Annotated in this window: 21 protein-coding genes; all 21 read left to right on the top strand. The window is 40.0% G+C overall.

The window, feature by feature from the left end; all coding sequences use genetic code 11:
* Positions 1-7 precede the first annotated feature (7 nt).
* Genes ACKWBX_RS02115 through lolB2 form a run of 21 tightly spaced genes read left to right on the top strand, consistent with a single transcriptional unit; the run spans position 8 to position 16,590 of the window.
* Positions 8-1,225 (top strand): beta-ketoacyl-[acyl-carrier-protein] synthase family protein, encoded by a 1,218-nt coding sequence (locus ACKWBX_RS02115; protein ID WP_413966991.1) that lies wholly within the window; start codon positions 8-10, stop codon positions 1,223-1,225.
* Between the two features lie 12 nt (positions 1,226-1,237).
* Complete coding sequence (locus ACKWBX_RS02110; protein ID WP_413966990.1) at positions 1,238-1,480, top strand: acyl carrier protein; 243 nt, start codon at positions 1,238-1,240, stop codon at positions 1,478-1,480.
* 16 nt (positions 1,481-1,496) lie between these two features.
* Positions 1,497-2,384, top strand: a complete 888-nt coding sequence (locus tag ACKWBX_RS02105) for an LpxL/LpxP family acyltransferase (RefSeq protein ID WP_413966989.1) — start codon at positions 1,497-1,499, stop codon at positions 2,382-2,384.
* Positions 2,381-3,307: an NADPH-dependent FMN reductase family protein gene (locus tag ACKWBX_RS02100; RefSeq protein ID WP_413966988.1), complete on the top strand. Its 927-nt coding sequence runs from the start codon at positions 2,381-2,383 to the stop codon at positions 3,305-3,307. Before ACKWBX_RS02105 ends, ACKWBX_RS02100 begins: the two co-directional genes overlap by 4 nt.
* The gene (darB, locus tag ACKWBX_RS02095; RefSeq protein WP_413966987.1) at positions 3,307-4,440 is read left to right on the top strand and encodes a dialkylresorcinol biosynthesis protein DarB; all 1,134 of its coding nucleotides are present in this window, start codon (positions 3,307-3,309) and stop codon (positions 4,438-4,440) included. The genes ACKWBX_RS02100 and darB overlap by 1 nt, the downstream gene beginning before the upstream one ends.
* Positions 4,441-4,875 carry a hypothetical protein gene (locus ACKWBX_RS02090; RefSeq protein WP_413966986.1) on the top strand — a complete coding sequence of 145 codons (435 nt, stop codon included), beginning with the start codon at positions 4,441-4,443 and terminating at the stop codon, positions 4,873-4,875. It abuts the gene before it with no gap.
* Between the two features lies 1 nt (position 4,876).
* The gene (locus tag ACKWBX_RS02085) at positions 4,877-5,329 is read left to right on the top strand and encodes an ABC transporter permease (protein WP_413966985.1); all 453 of its coding nucleotides are present in this window, start codon (positions 4,877-4,879) and stop codon (positions 5,327-5,329) included.
* A gap of 29 nt (positions 5,330-5,358) precedes the next feature.
* Complete coding sequence (gene DarG / locus ACKWBX_RS02080; protein WP_413966984.1) at positions 5,359-5,760, top strand: flexirubin biosynthesis protein DarG; 402 nt, start codon at positions 5,359-5,361, stop codon at positions 5,758-5,760.
* Positions 5,753-6,760 carry a BtrH-related acyltransferase DarH gene (gene darH, locus ACKWBX_RS02075; RefSeq protein WP_413966983.1) on the top strand — a complete coding sequence of 336 codons (1,008 nt, stop codon included), beginning with the start codon at positions 5,753-5,755 and terminating at the stop codon, positions 6,758-6,760. Before DarG ends, darH begins: the two co-directional genes overlap by 8 nt.
* Positions 6,761-6,775: 15 nt before the next feature.
* Positions 6,776-7,519 (top strand): ABC transporter ATP-binding protein, encoded by a 744-nt coding sequence (locus tag ACKWBX_RS02070; RefSeq protein ID WP_413966982.1) that lies wholly within the window; start codon positions 6,776-6,778, stop codon positions 7,517-7,519.
* On the top strand, positions 7,512-8,771 hold the full coding sequence (locus tag ACKWBX_RS02065; RefSeq protein WP_413966981.1) for an ABC transporter permease: 1,260 nt from the start codon (positions 7,512-7,514) through the stop codon (positions 8,769-8,771). Before ACKWBX_RS02070 ends, ACKWBX_RS02065 begins: the two co-directional genes overlap by 8 nt.
* Positions 8,761-9,198 carry an acyl-CoA thioesterase gene (locus ACKWBX_RS02060; protein ID WP_413966980.1) on the top strand — a complete coding sequence of 146 codons (438 nt, stop codon included), beginning with the start codon at positions 8,761-8,763 and terminating at the stop codon, positions 9,196-9,198. The genes ACKWBX_RS02065 and ACKWBX_RS02060 overlap by 11 nt, the downstream gene beginning before the upstream one ends.
* Positions 9,191-10,333 (top strand): beta-ketoacyl synthase N-terminal-like domain-containing protein, encoded by a 1,143-nt coding sequence (locus ACKWBX_RS02055; protein ID WP_413966979.1) that lies wholly within the window; start codon positions 9,191-9,193, stop codon positions 10,331-10,333. Before ACKWBX_RS02060 ends, ACKWBX_RS02055 begins: the two co-directional genes overlap by 8 nt.
* A 55-nt stretch (positions 10,334-10,388) precedes the next feature.
* The gene (locus ACKWBX_RS02050; protein WP_413966978.1) at positions 10,389-11,450 is read left to right on the top strand and encodes a methyltransferase; all 1,062 of its coding nucleotides are present in this window, start codon (positions 10,389-10,391) and stop codon (positions 11,448-11,450) included.
* A 5-nt stretch (positions 11,451-11,455) separates the two neighbouring features.
* On the top strand, positions 11,456-12,052 hold the full coding sequence (locus tag ACKWBX_RS02045) for a 3-oxoacyl-ACP synthase (protein WP_413966977.1): 597 nt from the start codon (positions 11,456-11,458) through the stop codon (positions 12,050-12,052).
* A gap of 3 nt (positions 12,053-12,055) precedes the next feature.
* The gene (locus tag ACKWBX_RS02040; RefSeq protein WP_413966976.1) at positions 12,056-12,310 is read left to right on the top strand and encodes a phosphopantetheine-binding protein; all 255 of its coding nucleotides are present in this window, start codon (positions 12,056-12,058) and stop codon (positions 12,308-12,310) included.
* 50 nt (positions 12,311-12,360) lie between these two features.
* A complete protein-coding gene (locus tag ACKWBX_RS02035) occupies positions 12,361-13,563 on the top strand; it encodes a beta-ketoacyl-[acyl-carrier-protein] synthase family protein (RefSeq protein ID WP_413966975.1) in 1,203 nt (400 codons plus the stop codon).
* A complete protein-coding gene (locus ACKWBX_RS02030) occupies positions 13,560-14,624 on the top strand; it encodes a beta-ketoacyl synthase N-terminal-like domain-containing protein (protein ID WP_413966974.1) in 1,065 nt (354 codons plus the stop codon). Before ACKWBX_RS02035 ends, ACKWBX_RS02030 begins: the two co-directional genes overlap by 4 nt.
* Positions 14,618-15,394 carry a polysaccharide deacetylase family protein gene (locus tag ACKWBX_RS02025; protein ID WP_413966973.1) on the top strand — a complete coding sequence of 259 codons (777 nt, stop codon included), beginning with the start codon at positions 14,618-14,620 and terminating at the stop codon, positions 15,392-15,394. Before ACKWBX_RS02030 ends, ACKWBX_RS02025 begins: the two co-directional genes overlap by 7 nt.
* Positions 15,387-16,004, top strand: coding sequence for a flexirubin biosynthesis/transport protein LolA2 (lolA2, locus tag ACKWBX_RS02020; protein WP_413966972.1), 618 nt, complete (start codon positions 15,387-15,389; stop codon positions 16,002-16,004). Before ACKWBX_RS02025 ends, lolA2 begins: the two co-directional genes overlap by 8 nt.
* Positions 15,985-16,590, top strand: a complete 606-nt coding sequence (gene lolB2, locus ACKWBX_RS02015; protein ID WP_462043867.1) for a flexirubin biosynthesis protein LolB2 — start codon at positions 15,985-15,987, stop codon at positions 16,588-16,590. Before lolA2 ends, lolB2 begins: the two co-directional genes overlap by 20 nt.
* Positions 16,591-16,592 lie beyond the last annotated feature (2 nt).

Genomic DNA, 16,592 nt, shown 5'->3' with positions numbered 1-16,592 from the left:
GAATTAAATGAATAGAGTAGTCATAACAGGTATGGGGATTTATTCTTGCATAGGCAAGAATCTGGCCGAAGTAAAGGATTCGCTTTACAAAGGTAAATCCGGCATTATCTATGACCAGGTCCGTACCGATTTTGGATACCGATCTGCACTTACCGGTTTTGTTGAAGACCCAGATTTAAAAGGCTTATTATCCAGGAGACAACGCGTTAGTTTAGGTGAAGAAAGCAGATATGCTTACATGGCCACAATTGAAGCTATGAAAAATGCGGGAATCGATCAAGATTTTTTTGATACGAAAGAGGTAGGTATTATTTATGGCAATGACAGTACGGCTTTGGCAGTAGTGGAATCCATAGAAACCATAAAAGAAAAAAAGGATACGACTTTAGTAGGTTCTGGAGCTATTTTCAAGGCGATGAATTCTACGGTAACCATGAACCTCTCTACCATATTTAAACTTACGGGAGTAAACTATACCATAAGTGCCGCCTGTGCCAGTGGCTCACATTCCATTGGTATGGCATACCATTTAATAAAAAGCGGTTTACAAGATTGTATTATTGCAGGAGGTGCACAAGAAATAAATCATATCGCTATGGCCAGTTTTGATGGTCTTGGGGTTTTTGCCATTCGGCAAGACGAGCCCACAAAAGCATCACGGCCTTTTGATAGCCAAAGAAATGGACTTATTCCCAGTGGAGGTGGTGCTACGTTGATTTTGGAAAGTTATGAGTCGGCCCTAAAAAGGGGTGCGCCTATTTTGGGTGAAGTTGTGGGTTACGGATTCTCATCCAATGGTGCCCATATTTCTACACCGAACGTAGAAGGTCCTTCCCGGGCCATGAACAAGGCATTGAAAGATGCAAGTATGGAAGCATCTGCCATAGATTATGTAAATGCGCACGCAACATCTACACCGGTGGGTGATGCCAATGAAGCAAAGGCCATTCATGATGTATTTGGTGAGAGTACCCCATTAGTAAGTTCCACAAAGTCAATGACCGGACATGAATGTTGGATGGCGGGGGCAAGCGAGGTCATCTATTCCATGCTCATGATGAAAAACAGCTTTATTGCACCAAATATAAATTTGGAAAAGCCCGACGAGGATTCGGCTAAATTGAACATCGCTACTAAAACGGTAGATAAAAAAATTGATGTATTTTTGTCCAATTCATTTGGATTTGGCGGGACGAATTCCGCCTTGATTATAAAAAATTGCTAGCTTAAAATGATAATGACCAAGGAAACCATTATTGAGAAAATAAACGACTTCCTCATCGATGATTTTGAGGTTGAGGAAGAAGTATTGGAACCCGGTGCCAACCTAAAGGATACCGTAGGTTTGGATAGTTTGGACTTCGTAGATTTAGTAGTGGCCGTAGAAAGTAATTTTGGAGTGAAATTGGTAGGCGAAGATTTCGCAAACGTAGTGACCCTCCAAGACTTTTATAACCTTATTGAAGACAAACTAGACTAATAGCATATTATAGCTAATGGCGACGGAATGGGAAGGAAAATCTAAAGGAACGCTTTTAGGGTATAAACTTTACATTTCTTTTTTAAGAATTTTTGGTATTGGGGCGGCGTACTTTTTGCTTCGTTTTGTAGTTGCCTATTATTTTTTCTTCTCTTTTAAAAGTTCAAAGACCATCTATTACTATTTTAGGAAAAGGCTAAAAAACTCGGTTATAAAAAGTGTTGGCAACATCTACAATAGCTATTATACACTCGGAAAAGTGTTGACCGATAGAGTGGCCATTTCAACCCAGTTCAGAAATAAATTTGATTATTCCCATGATGGGATTGAGCATATAGATGCTTTGTTAAAAAAAAACAAGGGAGGAATTTTGATCAGTGGACACATTGGAAATTTCGAAATTGCCCATTACTTTCTGCAGGACCGCTACTCTATTTCCAAAATTTATATGGTAACGACCCATGCGGAACATGCCGATATCAAAGAATATATGGATGGTATCGTAGCGGAATCCACCATGAAATTTATAGTAGTAGAGAATGACATGTCCCATATATTCGAAATTCATAATGCGTTGGACCAAGGTGGATTAGTGGTTTTTACGGGAGATCGCTATCTTCCGGGAACCAAAGTATTGACCGAACGGTTTTTAGGAGCCGATGCAGATTTCCCAATGGGCCCTTATTTATTGGCCTCACGCCTTAAAGTGCCGGTCCTGTTCGTGTATGTAATGAAGGGTCCAAAACGCCAATACCATCTGTTCGCCAGACAGGCAAAGGCAAAAGCGAGAGATGCCCAAGCCTTACTGAAGGAATACACGGAAAGCATGGAATGGATCCTTGAAAAATATCCCTTGCAGTGGTTTAATTATTTTGATTTCTGGAAGGATGGCATAAAAAAATGAAAGAAGTTCTCGTTATATATTATTCCCAAACGGGACAATTATTGACCATTTTGGAAAATGTGGCCAAGAACATTCATGGGTCCGATGTAAATGTTTCCTACTATGAGATTATTCCAGAGCCCAACTACAGTTTTCCTTGGAAAAAGAAAGAATTCCTAGACTGTTTTCCTGAATCTTTTCTACAGATTCCGTCAAACTTTAAAGCACCTTCAGAAAGTATTCTCAACAAAAAATATGATTTGATTCTTTTAGGCCATCAAGTGTGGTATTTGACGCCTTCTATTCCCCTAAATTCTTTTTTGAAATCAAAATACGCTGCAACTTTGTTGAAAGACACTCCGGTGATTACCGTTATCGGAGCTAGGAATATGTGGATCATGGCCCAAGAAAAAGTAAAGAAATTGCTGCAACATTGCGGTGCCAAATTAGTGGGCAATATTGCGTTGGTAGATCGCCACATCAACCACATTAGTGTCATCACCATTGTGCATTGGATGATGAGAGGGAAAAAAGATAAAATGTGGGGCATTTTTCCAAAACCAGGAGTTTCAGACGAGGATATTGTCGCCGCAGAAAGATTTGGACTTCCTATTAAAAATGCACTATTAAGCCAGAACTATTCAAATTTACAGTCGGAAATTGTACAACTTGGAGGTGTTAAAATAAATTCTTTTTTAGTGTTGGCAGATAAACGTGCCAACATTCTTTTTTCAAAATGGGCAAATCTCATCATCAAAAAAGGACCGCCGGGAGACCCTAAAAGATCAAAATGGATTACAATGTTCAATTATTACCTGTTATTTGCCATTTGGGTCATAGCACCTATAGTTTTTATTGTATTTTTGCTGACTTATTTGCCTAGCTACAACATAAGAAAAAAACAAAGGACCTATTATTCTTCCGTAGCGTTTAATAACGAATAATGAAGGACGTATTTATAACAAGAATAGCTAAGTTTTTACCCAACCGACCCGTTACCAATGAGGAAATGGAGGAAAGACTTGGTTATATTGACGGTAAAGCATCCAAAGCAAGACGTATTGTACTTCGCAACAATCAGATAAAGGAACGTTATTACGCCATAGATGCGGATGGTACCATTACCCATAATAACTCCGAATTGACAAAGGAAGTTATTGAGGAATTATGTGATGAAAATTTCAGTACGGCAGACATTCAACTTCTGTCCTGTGGAACGTCAAGTCCCGATCAGATCCTACCATCCCATGCCGCAATGGTTCACGGCTATTTAAAAAATGGCAACATGGAAATCAATTCGGCATCCGGCGCATGTTGTTCCGGCATGAATGCCTTAAAGTATGGGTATCTCTCCGTTAAATCAGGACAAGTAAATAATGCAGTATGTACAGGTTCCGAGCGCGCTTCCACATGGTTCAAGTCCAAAATTTATGAAAACGAAATAGCGCACTTAAAAGCATTGGAAGAAAATCCCATACTCTCCTTTGATAAAGAATTTTTAAGATGGATGCTTTCCGATGGTGCCGGAGCTATGTTACTGGAAAATAGTCCGAAAGGAGACATTTCGCTAAAGATAGAATGGATGGAAGGTTTTTCCTATGCTTTTGAAATGGGCGCTTGTATGTACGCCGGTGGTATCAAAAAAGAAGACGGAAACTTAATTCCCTGGAGGGAATTTCACTCGGACGATTGGGGGAAAAAATCCCTTTTTGCGGTTCACCAGGACACCAAATTATTGGGAAATAATATTTTGGTCAAAGGTGCCGAAAGTTTAAAAATGGCTTACGAAAAGTATAACATCACCCCAGAGGATGTAGATTATTATCTACCACATATTTCGTCCTTTTATTTCAAGAACGGACTATATGACGAAATGGAAAAATTGGGGATAAAAATGCCGTGGGAAAAATGGTTTCTCAATCTTGATAAAGTCGGAAATGTGGGCGCAGCCTCTATTTACCTTATGCTAGAAGAATTAATGTATTCCGGAAAGCTTAAAAAAGGAGATAGGATTCTTTTGGGAGTGCCGGAAAGTGCACGTTTTTCCTATATGTATGCCTATTTAACCGTTCATTAAATGAGCTTGCTATCCCCTCCCATAACAGAAGAACGCTTTATCATTGATTTGATTCCGCAAAAAAAGCCGTTCGTTATGGTGGATAAGCTTTATGAATTTTCAGAACATCAAATCATATCCGGTCTTACCATTACCAAAAATCATTTTTTTACTGAAAACGGGGTGTTCAATGCGCCCGGGCTTATTGAAAATATGGCGCAGACCGTAGCCATGCACAAGGGCTATACCTATTATCTAAAAGACATGGCAGCGCCCGTTGGCTATATTGGCGCCATTAAAAAAGTAGAAATTCTGGATTTGCCAAAAATCGGTGAGGAGTTGAAAACCACGGTGAACATTCTCCATGATATCATGGGCGTTACCTTGGTAGAAGCTTTCATACTGTGCAATGCCAAAAGAATCGCGGAGAGTTCCATAAAAACGGCCCTAGCTTAGCATGGGAAACGAACGGCAAATAGATATTAAAAAATTCTTGCCGCACAGACCTCCAATGCTTATGGTCAGTTCCATGCCACATATAGATAATGACTCTGTTATCACGGAATTCAATATTTCAAAGGAATGCCTTTTCACGGATGAGCTTGTGCTAAACGAATCAGGACTTATCGAAAACGTTGCGCAAACCTGTTCCGCCATCGTAGGGCAAAGTTATTTTGAATATGATGACCTTGAGGGCACTAGCAATAAACTCATAGGGTATATCAGTGCCATTAAAAAAGTTCAGATATATCAATTGCCCAAAATTGGGCAGACCCTGATTTCCAAGGCAAAATTAATATCCAGATATGATACGGATGAATTAAGCATTTGCACCATTAGTTGTTCCTCTTTTACAAATGACGATTTAATCGTAGATTGTACTTTAAATTGTCTTATTCACGAAGTATAATTTTTTAAGTTTTATTCGGTAGCCATCAAATGAAAAAAGAGGAAGTACCTCAGGACAAAAGTAATCTCACCGATGCAAATCTGCGCGAAATGGTGTACGCCGTTGATGAAAACGGAGAATATACCACTGCGCTGAGCTCTGGCTGGGACCCTAAGACCATCGCCCTGGACAATGCCATCAAAGACATTGAAGAGCGTACGGAAGAGGCCAAAAGAAAAGTGTTGGCGAATGAAACAAGTCCGATTGAATATTATATGGAACTGAACAAAATGGACTTACCCGTTTTAGCGAGTTATATAGGATTTTGGCAGTGGCGCGTAAAAAGACATTTTAAGCCTTCGGTCTTCAAAAAATTAAAACATAAAACGCTGGCAAAATATGCCGATGTGTTCAACATATCGATTGAACAGTTAAAAAATATAAATGACTGAAACCGTAAAAATTGATTTTACCCACTACCAATCCGCGCACTGCGAAAACGGGGTAGTCTCCAACCTCATGCGTTATAATGGTTTTGATATCAGTGAACCTATGGTATTCGGTATCGGTTCGGGATTATTGTTCAGCTATTTGCCATTTATCAAAGTGAACCATGCCCCGGCCTTTACCTACAGGATTATCCCCGGTTTGGTCTTTAAGCGTTTTGCCAAACGTACCGGCGTGAAAATGAAGCGTGAAAAGTTTAAAAATCCCGCAAACGCACAAGCGCGCTTGGATGAAAATTTGGCCAAGAACAACCCTGTAGGACTTCAAGTGGGCGTTTTTAACCTATTGTATTTCCCGGACGAATATCGCTTCCATTTCAATGCACACAATATGGTGGTCTATGGAAAAGAGGCCGACCGCTATCTCATCAGTGACCCCGTGATGGAAACCGTTACCAGCCTTAGTGAAAAGGAACTTGAAAAAGTACGTTTCGCCAAAGGTGCTTTTGCTCCAAAAGGGCATATGTATTACCCGACCAGTTTTCCGGAAAAGTTGGAGCTGGAAAAGGCTATCGTAAAAGGTATCAAACAAACCTGTAGGGACATGACCGCTCCCGTGCCCATTGTAGGGGTGAAAGCCATGAGATGGGTGGCAAGGAATATTAGAAAATGGCCCAAGAAATTAGGTGCCAAAAGAACAAATCATTATTTAGGGCAATTGGTGCGGATGCAAGAGGAAATTGGTACCGGAGGTGGTGGATTTAGATATATTTACGGGGCTTTTTTACAGGAAGCCAGTGAAATACTCAAAAACGAAAAACTAAAAGAACTCTCCAAGGAAATCACAAAAATCGGTGATGATTGGCGCGATTTTGCAGTGGATGCCTCCCGTATCTATAAAAATAGAAATGCCAAAAGTAACGGATATGAAAACATTGCACTTCAGTTAGAGGATTTGGCGGACCGTGAGGAATCTTTTTTCAAAAGACTGAAAAAAGCCGTTTAAAAATTTTGGCAGACCATGATTCAAATCCAACAACTTTCAAAAAAATACAAAGATGCCGAACGGTTCTCGCTTTCCGATGTGGATTTGGCCATTGCCGAGGGTGAAATTTTTGGTTTGTTAGGGCCTAACGGTGCCGGAAAAACAACCTTGATTTCAATCTTATGTTCACTTTTGAAACCCACCTCGGGAGCATTCCAGATAAACGGACTCGATTATCAAAACCATAAAAGAGCCTTACAACAAATCATCGGTATCGTTCCACAGGAATATGCATTGTATCCTTCATTGACAGCCATGGAAAACCTCAGCTACTTTGGTAGCATGTATGGATTAAAGGGGGATTCCCTAAAAAATGATATCACGCAACATCTGGAAACATTGGGATTAATAGATTTTGCCCATAAAAAAATAAAGGCGTTTTCAGGAGGAATGAAACGGAGAGTAAATCTCATTGCGGCCATTTTACACCGTCCGAAAGTTTTGTTTTTGGACGAACCTACCGTTGGCGTGGACGTACAGTCCAAAACGGTCATCATGGATTTTCTAAAAAAATTGAATGATGAGGGAACCACTATCGTTTATACCTCGCATCACTTGAACGAAGCGGAGCAATTTTGCAAACGGGTCGGAATCATTGACCATGGCAAACTGATTACTATAGGAACCCCCACAAAACTTATTGCCGAAAATAAGGATGCCGAACATTTAGAGGATGTCTTTTTAAGTCTAACCGGAAAAGCACTGCGGGACTATGCATAAACTTCTAGCCTCCGCACGCAAAGAACTATTATTGCTTATCCGAGATATAGGCGGGCTTGCGGTGCTGTTTATTATGCCCTTGTTATTGGTCATCACCATTACGCTGATCCAGGACAATACCTTTAAGACCGTACAACAAAATCAAATTCCCATTCTTTTGGTGGATTTAGATCAGGATGAGGTTTCCAAAAGTATCATGGAGAATCTTTCAAAATCGAACTTATTCGAAATTATCTCCGAAAAAGATGAAGTTACGGCCGAAGACTTGGTTCAAAAAGGGGAATATCAATTGGCGTTCATACTACCTAAAAATCTGACCAAGGACTTAAACCTGAAAGTGGCCCAAAACGTTTCGGGCATTCTAGCAAAATTTGGTCTGGATGAGGATACCACCACTGCAAAGGAAAATATTCCTTCCAAAGAAATTCGGCTTTATTTTGACCCTGCTTCCCAACAATCTTTTAAAAGTTCGGTTCGTAGCAATATTGATAAAATGATTGCCCAAATTGAGAGTCAGGCTATTTATTCAGCCTTTCAGGAACAACTGGGCGAGGAGGATTTGACTTTTGATACGGATAGCATTATTACGTTCAAAGAAATCATTCCCAACACTAAAAAACAGGCGGCCATTCCTAATTCCACACAACACAATATCCCAGCTTGGACCTTGTTCGCCATCTTTTTCATTATCCTACCGCTGTCCATTAACATGGTCAATGAAAAAAACCAAGGTACTTTCGTTCGGTTACGTACTCAACCCATTCCTTATGCCATTGTTCTAGGCGGAAAAGGTTTGGTATTTCTGATGGTTTCCATAGTCCAGTTTGCTTTTATGCTTTTGGTAGGTATTTATTTGTTTCCCTTATTGGGATTACCAAGATTGGATGTTTCCGGACGATTGCCCATGCTATTTATAGTCGCCTTTTTTGCCGGATTGGCCGCAGTTGGTTTAGGACTGTTATTGGGTACTGTTGCAAAATCGCAGGAACAGTCAGCACCTTTCGGTGCTACTTTCGTGGTCATTTTGGCCGCTATTGGAGGGGTTTGGGTTCCCGTATTCGCCATGCCCAAATTCATGCAGGTGCTCTCCAATCTCTCTCCCATGAATTGGGGACTAAGTGCCTTTTATGATGTATTTTTGCGCAATGTTGGTTTTAAGGAAATCATACCGGAAATAGGTCTTTTACTGGTGTTTTTCTTAGGTACTACTATTATTGCCATACTTTATAACAAGAGAAAAAATGCGGTCTAAATCCCAAAAAGAAATTAGTTTTACCAGTAAAGTTCGCGTTCGTTTTACGGAAACGGATCCCTTGGGTATCGTATGGCACGGCAATTATATTCAATATTTTGAGGATGGCCGTGAGGCCTTTGGCAGACACCATGGCATTTCATATTTGGACCAACAAAAACATAACTTTTCCACACCCATCGTGAAATCTTCCTGTGAGCACAAGCTTCCCTTAAAATATGGTGATGTTGCGGAGATAAAAACAACTTATGTAGATTCTGCCGCTGCCAAATTGATTTTTAGATATGAGATTTTAAACCCGGAAGGAAAAGTGGTCTGTACCGGGGAGACCGTTCAAGTCTTCGTGGAATTACACGGAAATCTGTCGCTCGTTGCCCCAGATTTTTTTATGGATTGGAAACGTAAAGTAGGTCTTTTGAATGAGTAAGGTCTATCTCTCACATAACAATATTATTTCTGGATTTGGATTTGATAGTGCATCGGCCATTTTAAATATTCAAAACGAGACGAGTGCCTTAAAATTGGTCGAGGATAAAACGGTCTTGCCTCGACCATTTTATGCTTCGCTCATCGATAAAGATATACTGGAAGAGAAATATCAAAAACTTAATCCACAGGAAAAGCATACGCGCTTGGAAAAAATGCTTTTGGTTTCTTTGGCGAAAACCATTTCATCATCCGGTTTGGAACTTACTGACCGAGTAGGCCTAATCCTCTCCACCACAAAAGGTAGTATTGATGTTTTGGAAAAAACCAGTCCTTTCCCAGAGGAACGCTCTTACTTAGGAAGTCTTGGGCACAGTATACGGACACATTTTGGTTTTAAGGATAAGGCCATTGTACTTTCCAATGCCTGTGTTTCGGGAGTTTTAGCTATAGCGGTCGCAAAGCGTCTAATTCGCCAAGGAAAGTATGACCATGTTTTTGTAGCGGGAGGCGATTTGGTAACACAATTTATACTTTCGGGATTCAATGCTTTTCAGGCCTTGAGTGACAAGCCATGTAGGCCGTATTGCAAGACCCGAACGGGCATCAATATTGGAGAAGTAGGTGCCAGTGTACTGGTTACCAAAAATGAAAAATTGCTTACCCCGGAGTCTATGTGCATTTTGGGGGAGGCTTCATGTAACGATGCGAACCATATTTCCGGTCCTTCAAGAACGGGGGAAGGACTGTACAGAAGTGTACTCTCGGCAATATCGCAATCAAACTTGGCCGCTTCTGATATCGATTATATTTCGGCCCACGGTACAGCGACAATGTTCAACGATGAAATGGAAGCTATCGCTTTTAGCAGAAGTGGTCTTCAAGGCACCCCTTTGAACAGCCTTAAAGGTTATTTTGGGCATACTCTTGGTGCTTCCGGTTTGTTGGAGACGATTATCGGGATGCATTCTGGATATAAAAATACTTTATTTGCATCCCTTGGTTTTCAAGAACTAGGCGTTACAAAGCCGTTGAACGTCATTGAAAAAACTACTTCCAAAGAAATCCATACCTTTCTGAAAACAGCATCTGGCTTCGGAGGATGTAATACGGCCATGGTATTTCAAAAAGCATAAGTTTTAATATACTGACGGATAGTGTTAAATTCGCGATAAAATTGATTGATTGCCAATGCCAAAGAAGAATATGAAAGCTATTGATGCCCTTCAAGAAGCTCAAAAAATAGCTTTTGCACCATTTGTATTTCAAACTACCGTTGCACTGCGCAAATTAGGCGTATTTGATTATATTTTTGATAATAATGCCAAGGGAGGTGTAACGCTTTCCGAAATAGCCAAGGCCAAATCTCTCACCGAATATGGTCTAAGTGTCCTCCTAGAAATTGCGGAAAGTGCCGATATTGTAAGTTTAGATGGGGACGGAAAGTATGAGCTAACAAAGATCGGCTATTTTCTAAGTTACAACCCAATGACGGAGGTAAACCTAAATTTTACCCAAGATGTCTGTTATCAAGGTCTTTTTCATTTAACGGATGCTATTGAAGAAGGAAAACCTTCCGGATTAAAAGAACTTGGAAATTGGAAGACCGTTTACGAAGGTTTGTCACAATTACCCCCGAACATACAGCAATCCTGGTTTGCCTTTGACCATTTTTATTCGGACGGTATTTTCGAGGAAGCCTTAAAAATCGTTTTTCGCAAAAATCCCAAATTGCTTTTTGACATCGGTGGAAATACCGGAAAATTTGCCTTGCAATGTTGCAATTACAATGAAGATATTTCCATAAGGATATTTGATTTGCCCGGTCAGTTAAAAAAGGCTTTGGACAATACAAAAAGGGCTGGTTTTGGAGAACGGGTACAAGGCACGGAAATAGATTGGCTTTCCGAGAACCCCCAAATACCAACAGGTGCGGATACCATTTGGATGAGCCAGTTCTTGGATTGTTTCTCGAAAGAGGAAATCCTCAAGATATTAAAAACCGCCGTTAAGGCAATGGGTGCCGATACGGAACTCATTATTATCGAGACCTATACGGACCGCCAAAAATTTGGCAACGCCAAATTTACTTTAGAAGCTACCTCTTTATATTTCACGGCCATAGCGAACGGCAACAGTAAAATGTACAAGGCTACGGAACTCATAGACTTGGCCAATGCTGCAGGTCTAGAAGTAAAGGAGGATATTAATCTTGGGGAATTTCACACTTTGTTCGTTTGCAAAAAGAAATAATCTAATTGGAAAACACATATTACATACAAGATTATTGCCATATAAGAAACGGCGAAATTTCCAGTAATGGAAAAACCGTATTCAAAAGTTCGGATACCAATTTTAAGTCGGTCATGAAATCGGCCTACAAAACCTTGGATATGGATTATTCCAAATTTTTTAAAATGGATAATCTGAGCAAATTGGCTTTTATGGCGGCGGAAATCCTTTTGGAAAACGAAAATGAAAAAAACGTGGCATTAGTACTTTCCAATGCTTCAGGAAGTTTGGATACGGATAGAAAACACCAAAAATCTATCCAAGATGCCACTCAATTTTATCCGAGTCCGGCCGTTTTTGTATATACCTTACCCAATATTTGTATGGGCGAAATCAGCATAAAACATAAACTATATTCTGAGAATAGTTTTTTTATATTTGATACGTTCTCCCCTGATGTTCTGCATGATTATTCCAACAGTCTTATTTCCGAAAACAAGGCCGAAAAAGCCTTGTGCGGCTGGGTAGAAATGGATGAGGGAAAATATGATGCATTTTTGTATGTTGTGGCAAAGAAAGGTACTTTTGTACATTCCATTGCCGAAATAAACCGATTATATTAGATTATGAGCGATTTGAAATTAGAATTGAAAGAGAAGATTATTGAGCAACTAAATTTGGAAGATGTTTCCGTGGACGAGATTGCGGATGCCGACCCCCTTTTTGGAGAAGGTCTTGGATTGGATTCCATAGATGCTCTTGAGCTTATCGTAATGTTGGACAAAGATTACGGCATAAAATTGGGCGACCCAAAAGAAGGTAGAAAGATTTTTGAATCTATAGATACCATGGCGGCCTACATTAAGGAGAATAAAGCCTAAAAGGGTATTTTCTTTTCTTCGAAAGATTAATTTCTTACTAAATATAATCCATGAACCAAGGTATTGCCATTACAGGAATGGGTGTTATTTCAGCCATTGGAAACAATGTCGAAGAAAATTATGCTTCATTGATAGAAGGCAAAAAGGGCATTACCAAAATCAAAAAGATTGCCACGGTCCATGAGAACGAAATTATGGTCGGTGAAATAGAAACCACCAACCAGACCTTTGAAAAACAACTGAACCTTCCTGAAAACACTCATTCCAGAACCCCTATCCTGGGAATAGTCGCGGCCAAAGAGGCCATTGCACAAGCCGGAATTACAGATATCAACGATTATAGAACAGGTCTTATTTCCGGCACTACGGTAGGAGGCATGGACAAGGCCGAACAATATTTTTACGATTATTTTGAAAGAGACGACCATTGGGCACATATCAATGCCCTACATGCCGGGGATTCTACTCAAAAAATAGCTGATGCCATCGGACTTAAAGAAAGTTTTGTAACCACCATCAGCACCGCTTGTTCTTCGGCTGCAAATGCTATCATGCTCGGCGCACGAATGATCAAAACCGGGGAACTGGACAGGGTAATCGTTGGAGGGACTGACTGTCTTTCAAAATTTACCATAAACGGTTTTAAGACCTTGATGATTTTATCCGATACCCATAGTACTCCTTTTGATGAAGAACGAAAAGGATTGAACTTAGGTGAAGCCGGAGCATTTTTGGTACTGGAGTCGGACGAAATCGTAACCAGTGAAAACAGAAAAGTCTTGGCCTATGTAAAAGGGTATGGCAATGCCAACGATGCTTTTCACCAGACCGCTTCATCCGACAATGGGGATGGTGCCGTTTTAGCCATGAAAAAAGCACTGCATGTCGCTGGCATGTCTCCTTCGGATATTGATTATGTTAATGCCCACGGTACGGCAACGCCCAATAATGATCTATCGGAAGGGAGAGCTTTATTGCGCGTATTTGGCGAAGACAACGTACCGCCATTCAGCTCCACCAAGGCCTATACGGGCCATACCCTAGCAGTGGCCGGGGGCGTGGAAGCGGTATATTCCGTATTGGCGCTCCAAAACAATATCATTTATCCCAACCTTAATTTCAAGACGCCGATGAAAGAATTTGATTTGGTGCCTCAGTTGGTATTGGAGCAAAGAGAATTAAAAACGGTACTGTCCAATTCCTTTGGTTTTGGCGGGAATTGTTCAACCGTAATTTTTTCAAAGGAACCATGAAAAAACCGGTCTATATCAATGGAATAGGTTCTGTATCCATTCAGAAAACATTCGACAATACCAAGTTTCTCGAAGAAATTATTCCATATTCGGAAACTTGCCTTAAAGTAGTTGACCCAAATTACAAGGCCTACTTACCTCCGGCAGCGGCCAGAAGAATGGCGAAAGGTATAAAAATGAGTATGGTGAGTTCAAAAACCGCTATGCGGGAAGCTGGCCTGGAAAACGTAGATGCCATTATAGTTGGCACGGGATTGGGCTGTTTGGACGACTCTGAGAAATTCGTGAGCAATATCATAGATAACGATGAACAATACCTCACTCCTACTCGTTTCATACAATCTTCCCATAATACGGTTGCCGGACAAATTGCGTTGGACATGGGTTGCAAAGGATATAATTTCACTTACGTACATGCCAATATTTCTTTTGAATCCAGTCTTTGGGATGCCAAAATGCAATTGGAATTAGGTGAAACCGAAAACATTTTGATAGGCGGTGTGGACGAATTGGTTAACCATCATATAGAAACGCACAAGCTCATCGGGCATATCAAAGAAGCGCCCCAAGCACCGGAAGAACTCTTAAATTCAAATACAAAAGGCAGTAAAGTTGCGGAAGGTTCTCATTTTTTTGTGCTTTCTACCAAGAAAAAAGCTTCTACCTATGCGCAATTGATTGGGATAAAAACCTACAATACATTGAACCCTGAGCAAACTCCCAAGGAAATTGAAGCCTTTCTACAACAAAACGGAGTTGCACTACCTGAAATAGATGCGGTTGTTTTAGGATATAACGGTGATGTTGAATTTGACCACTATTATAAAAAGCTAAGCGATGGTCTTTTTTCTAATACCGCCCAACTCTACTACAAACATATTTCCGGGGAATTTGATACTGCAACGGGTTTCGCTTTTTGGATGGCCAATCAAATTTTTAGGACACAACACGTTCCGGAAGCACTTATCATAAACAAGAAGCCAGAAAAAGTGGAGACCGTACTACTCTATAACCAGTATAGAGGGAAAAATCACAGCATCGTATTACTCAGAAAATGCTAAGGCGCGGACCCATTAATTACATCACGTCAGTCTTGCTGGCAACGTTAATACTATTTTATTATCTGAACATTCTTCCGTTATGGCCAAGTTTCTTAATAGGTCTTATTTGGTTTTTGATTACGCTTTGTGGTTCTTTTTTTATTCGATGGAATTATCACTTGACCTCTTTTCATTCCAACAAAAACACTCCACAAAATCATATTTCCATTACTTTTGATGACGGGCCCCATCAAGAATTTACTCCTAAAATTCTGGAACTATTAAAGAAATATAATGCAAAGGCTACATTTTTTTGCATCGGTCAACAAATTGAAAAACATCCGGAGTTATTTCAAAAAATTTTGGATGAGGGCCATGCAGTCGGCAACCACACCTATAGCCACTCCAAATCTTTTGGTTTTTTTGGTGCAAAAAAAGTAATCAAAGAATTGAGCGATACCAATGACCTTGTAAAAGAGAAAACCGGACTCAGAATGAATTTATACCGGCCTGCTTTTGCCGTGACCAATCCCAGTATCGAAAAAGCCGTTAAAACGCTTCAACTACATGTTATCGGTTGGAACGTTCGTTCCTTGGATAAGACGCCACGTACCGAGGATATGATCTTAAAGAGAATTACCGGAACGGTTTCCAAGGGAGATATTGTATTGCTCCACGATACCAGCGAGAAAACGGTCCGGGTTTTGGAACGGTTATTGTTATTTTTGGAGCGGAAAAAGTTACAGTCGGTCACGGTTGACCAATTGCTACAGATAAAAGCCTATGCATAAGTTTATATTCTTCTTTCTAATTTTTACGGTCAGTCTGGTCGCCCAAACCAAAATGAGCCAAACCGAAGCCGAATCGCTACGGAAAAAGGTTAAAGAAAAAGCGGAAAGCACCAAAACCATCACCAGTGATTTTATCCAATACAAACATTTGGACTTTTTATCCAATGATATTGAATCCAGCGGAAAACTTGCTTTTAAAGCTCCGGATATCGTAAAATGGGAATACGTAAGACCGTTTTCATATAGCGTTCTTTTTAGGGACGAAAAACTTTTTGTGAACGATGACGGGAACAAAAGCAATATGGATTTAAGTTCCAATAAGGTTTTTAAACAATTGAATCAACTTATTACGGCAAGTATCAGCGGGGATATGTTCATTATGGAGCAGTTCCATATCGATTATTTTAAAGAAGCCGATAGCAGTGTTGTTCATTTTAGACCTAAAGATGCCCAATTCGCGGAATTCATTAAGGCATTTCACATCACATTTTCAAATTCCGGGGCGGTTACCGCTGTTAAAATGATTGAGCCTTCCGACGATTACACACAAATTGTCTTTAGCAACAGAACAGAAAACCAATCCATTCCAGATGCGGTTTTTGCTCAGTAGTATTCTTTTCCTTTTTGTAGGATGCGTCTCCTATCCCAAAAAAATGGGATTTGAGAAAACGGAAACATTTCAAACCAAAATCCTAAATCCTTATTTCTCGAACACCGATGAAGACTATGTGTACAAGGCTAAAATAAATGTTTTTAAAAAGACCTTTGGTGGCATTCTTATCATCAAAAAAATTGAACATAACGCACACCGAGTAGTTTTTACTACAGAAATGGGCAACTCCCTTTTTGATTTTTCTTTTGAAGGAAACGATTTCAAGGTGAATAGGATATTAAAGGAAATGGACAAGAAAATTCTCATTGATGTGCTGCAAAATGATTTTAAGGCCCTGATTACGGAAAATCCAAAAATCATTGCCTCGTTTTCAAATGGCAAGGATGATTTGGTTCAAACACAAATCAAGAAAAAAACCCATTTTTATAAGTTAGAAGAACAGAAATTGCTCAAAATAACGCGTACAGGCAGTCAAAAGGAAAAAGTTGTTTTTTCTTTTTCCGAAATAAATGATGACATTGCGAACCAGATTGAGATCGCTCATAAAAACTTTGCTTTGAACATTCAATTAAATGCAATTTAAAC

Origin of the sequence: Maribacter algae, from assembly GCF_047345745.1 — a bacterium.
GTDB lineage: Bacteria > Bacteroidota > Bacteroidia > Flavobacteriales > Flavobacteriaceae > Maribacter.
This window is presented reverse-complemented; position numbering and strand designations above follow the sequence as displayed.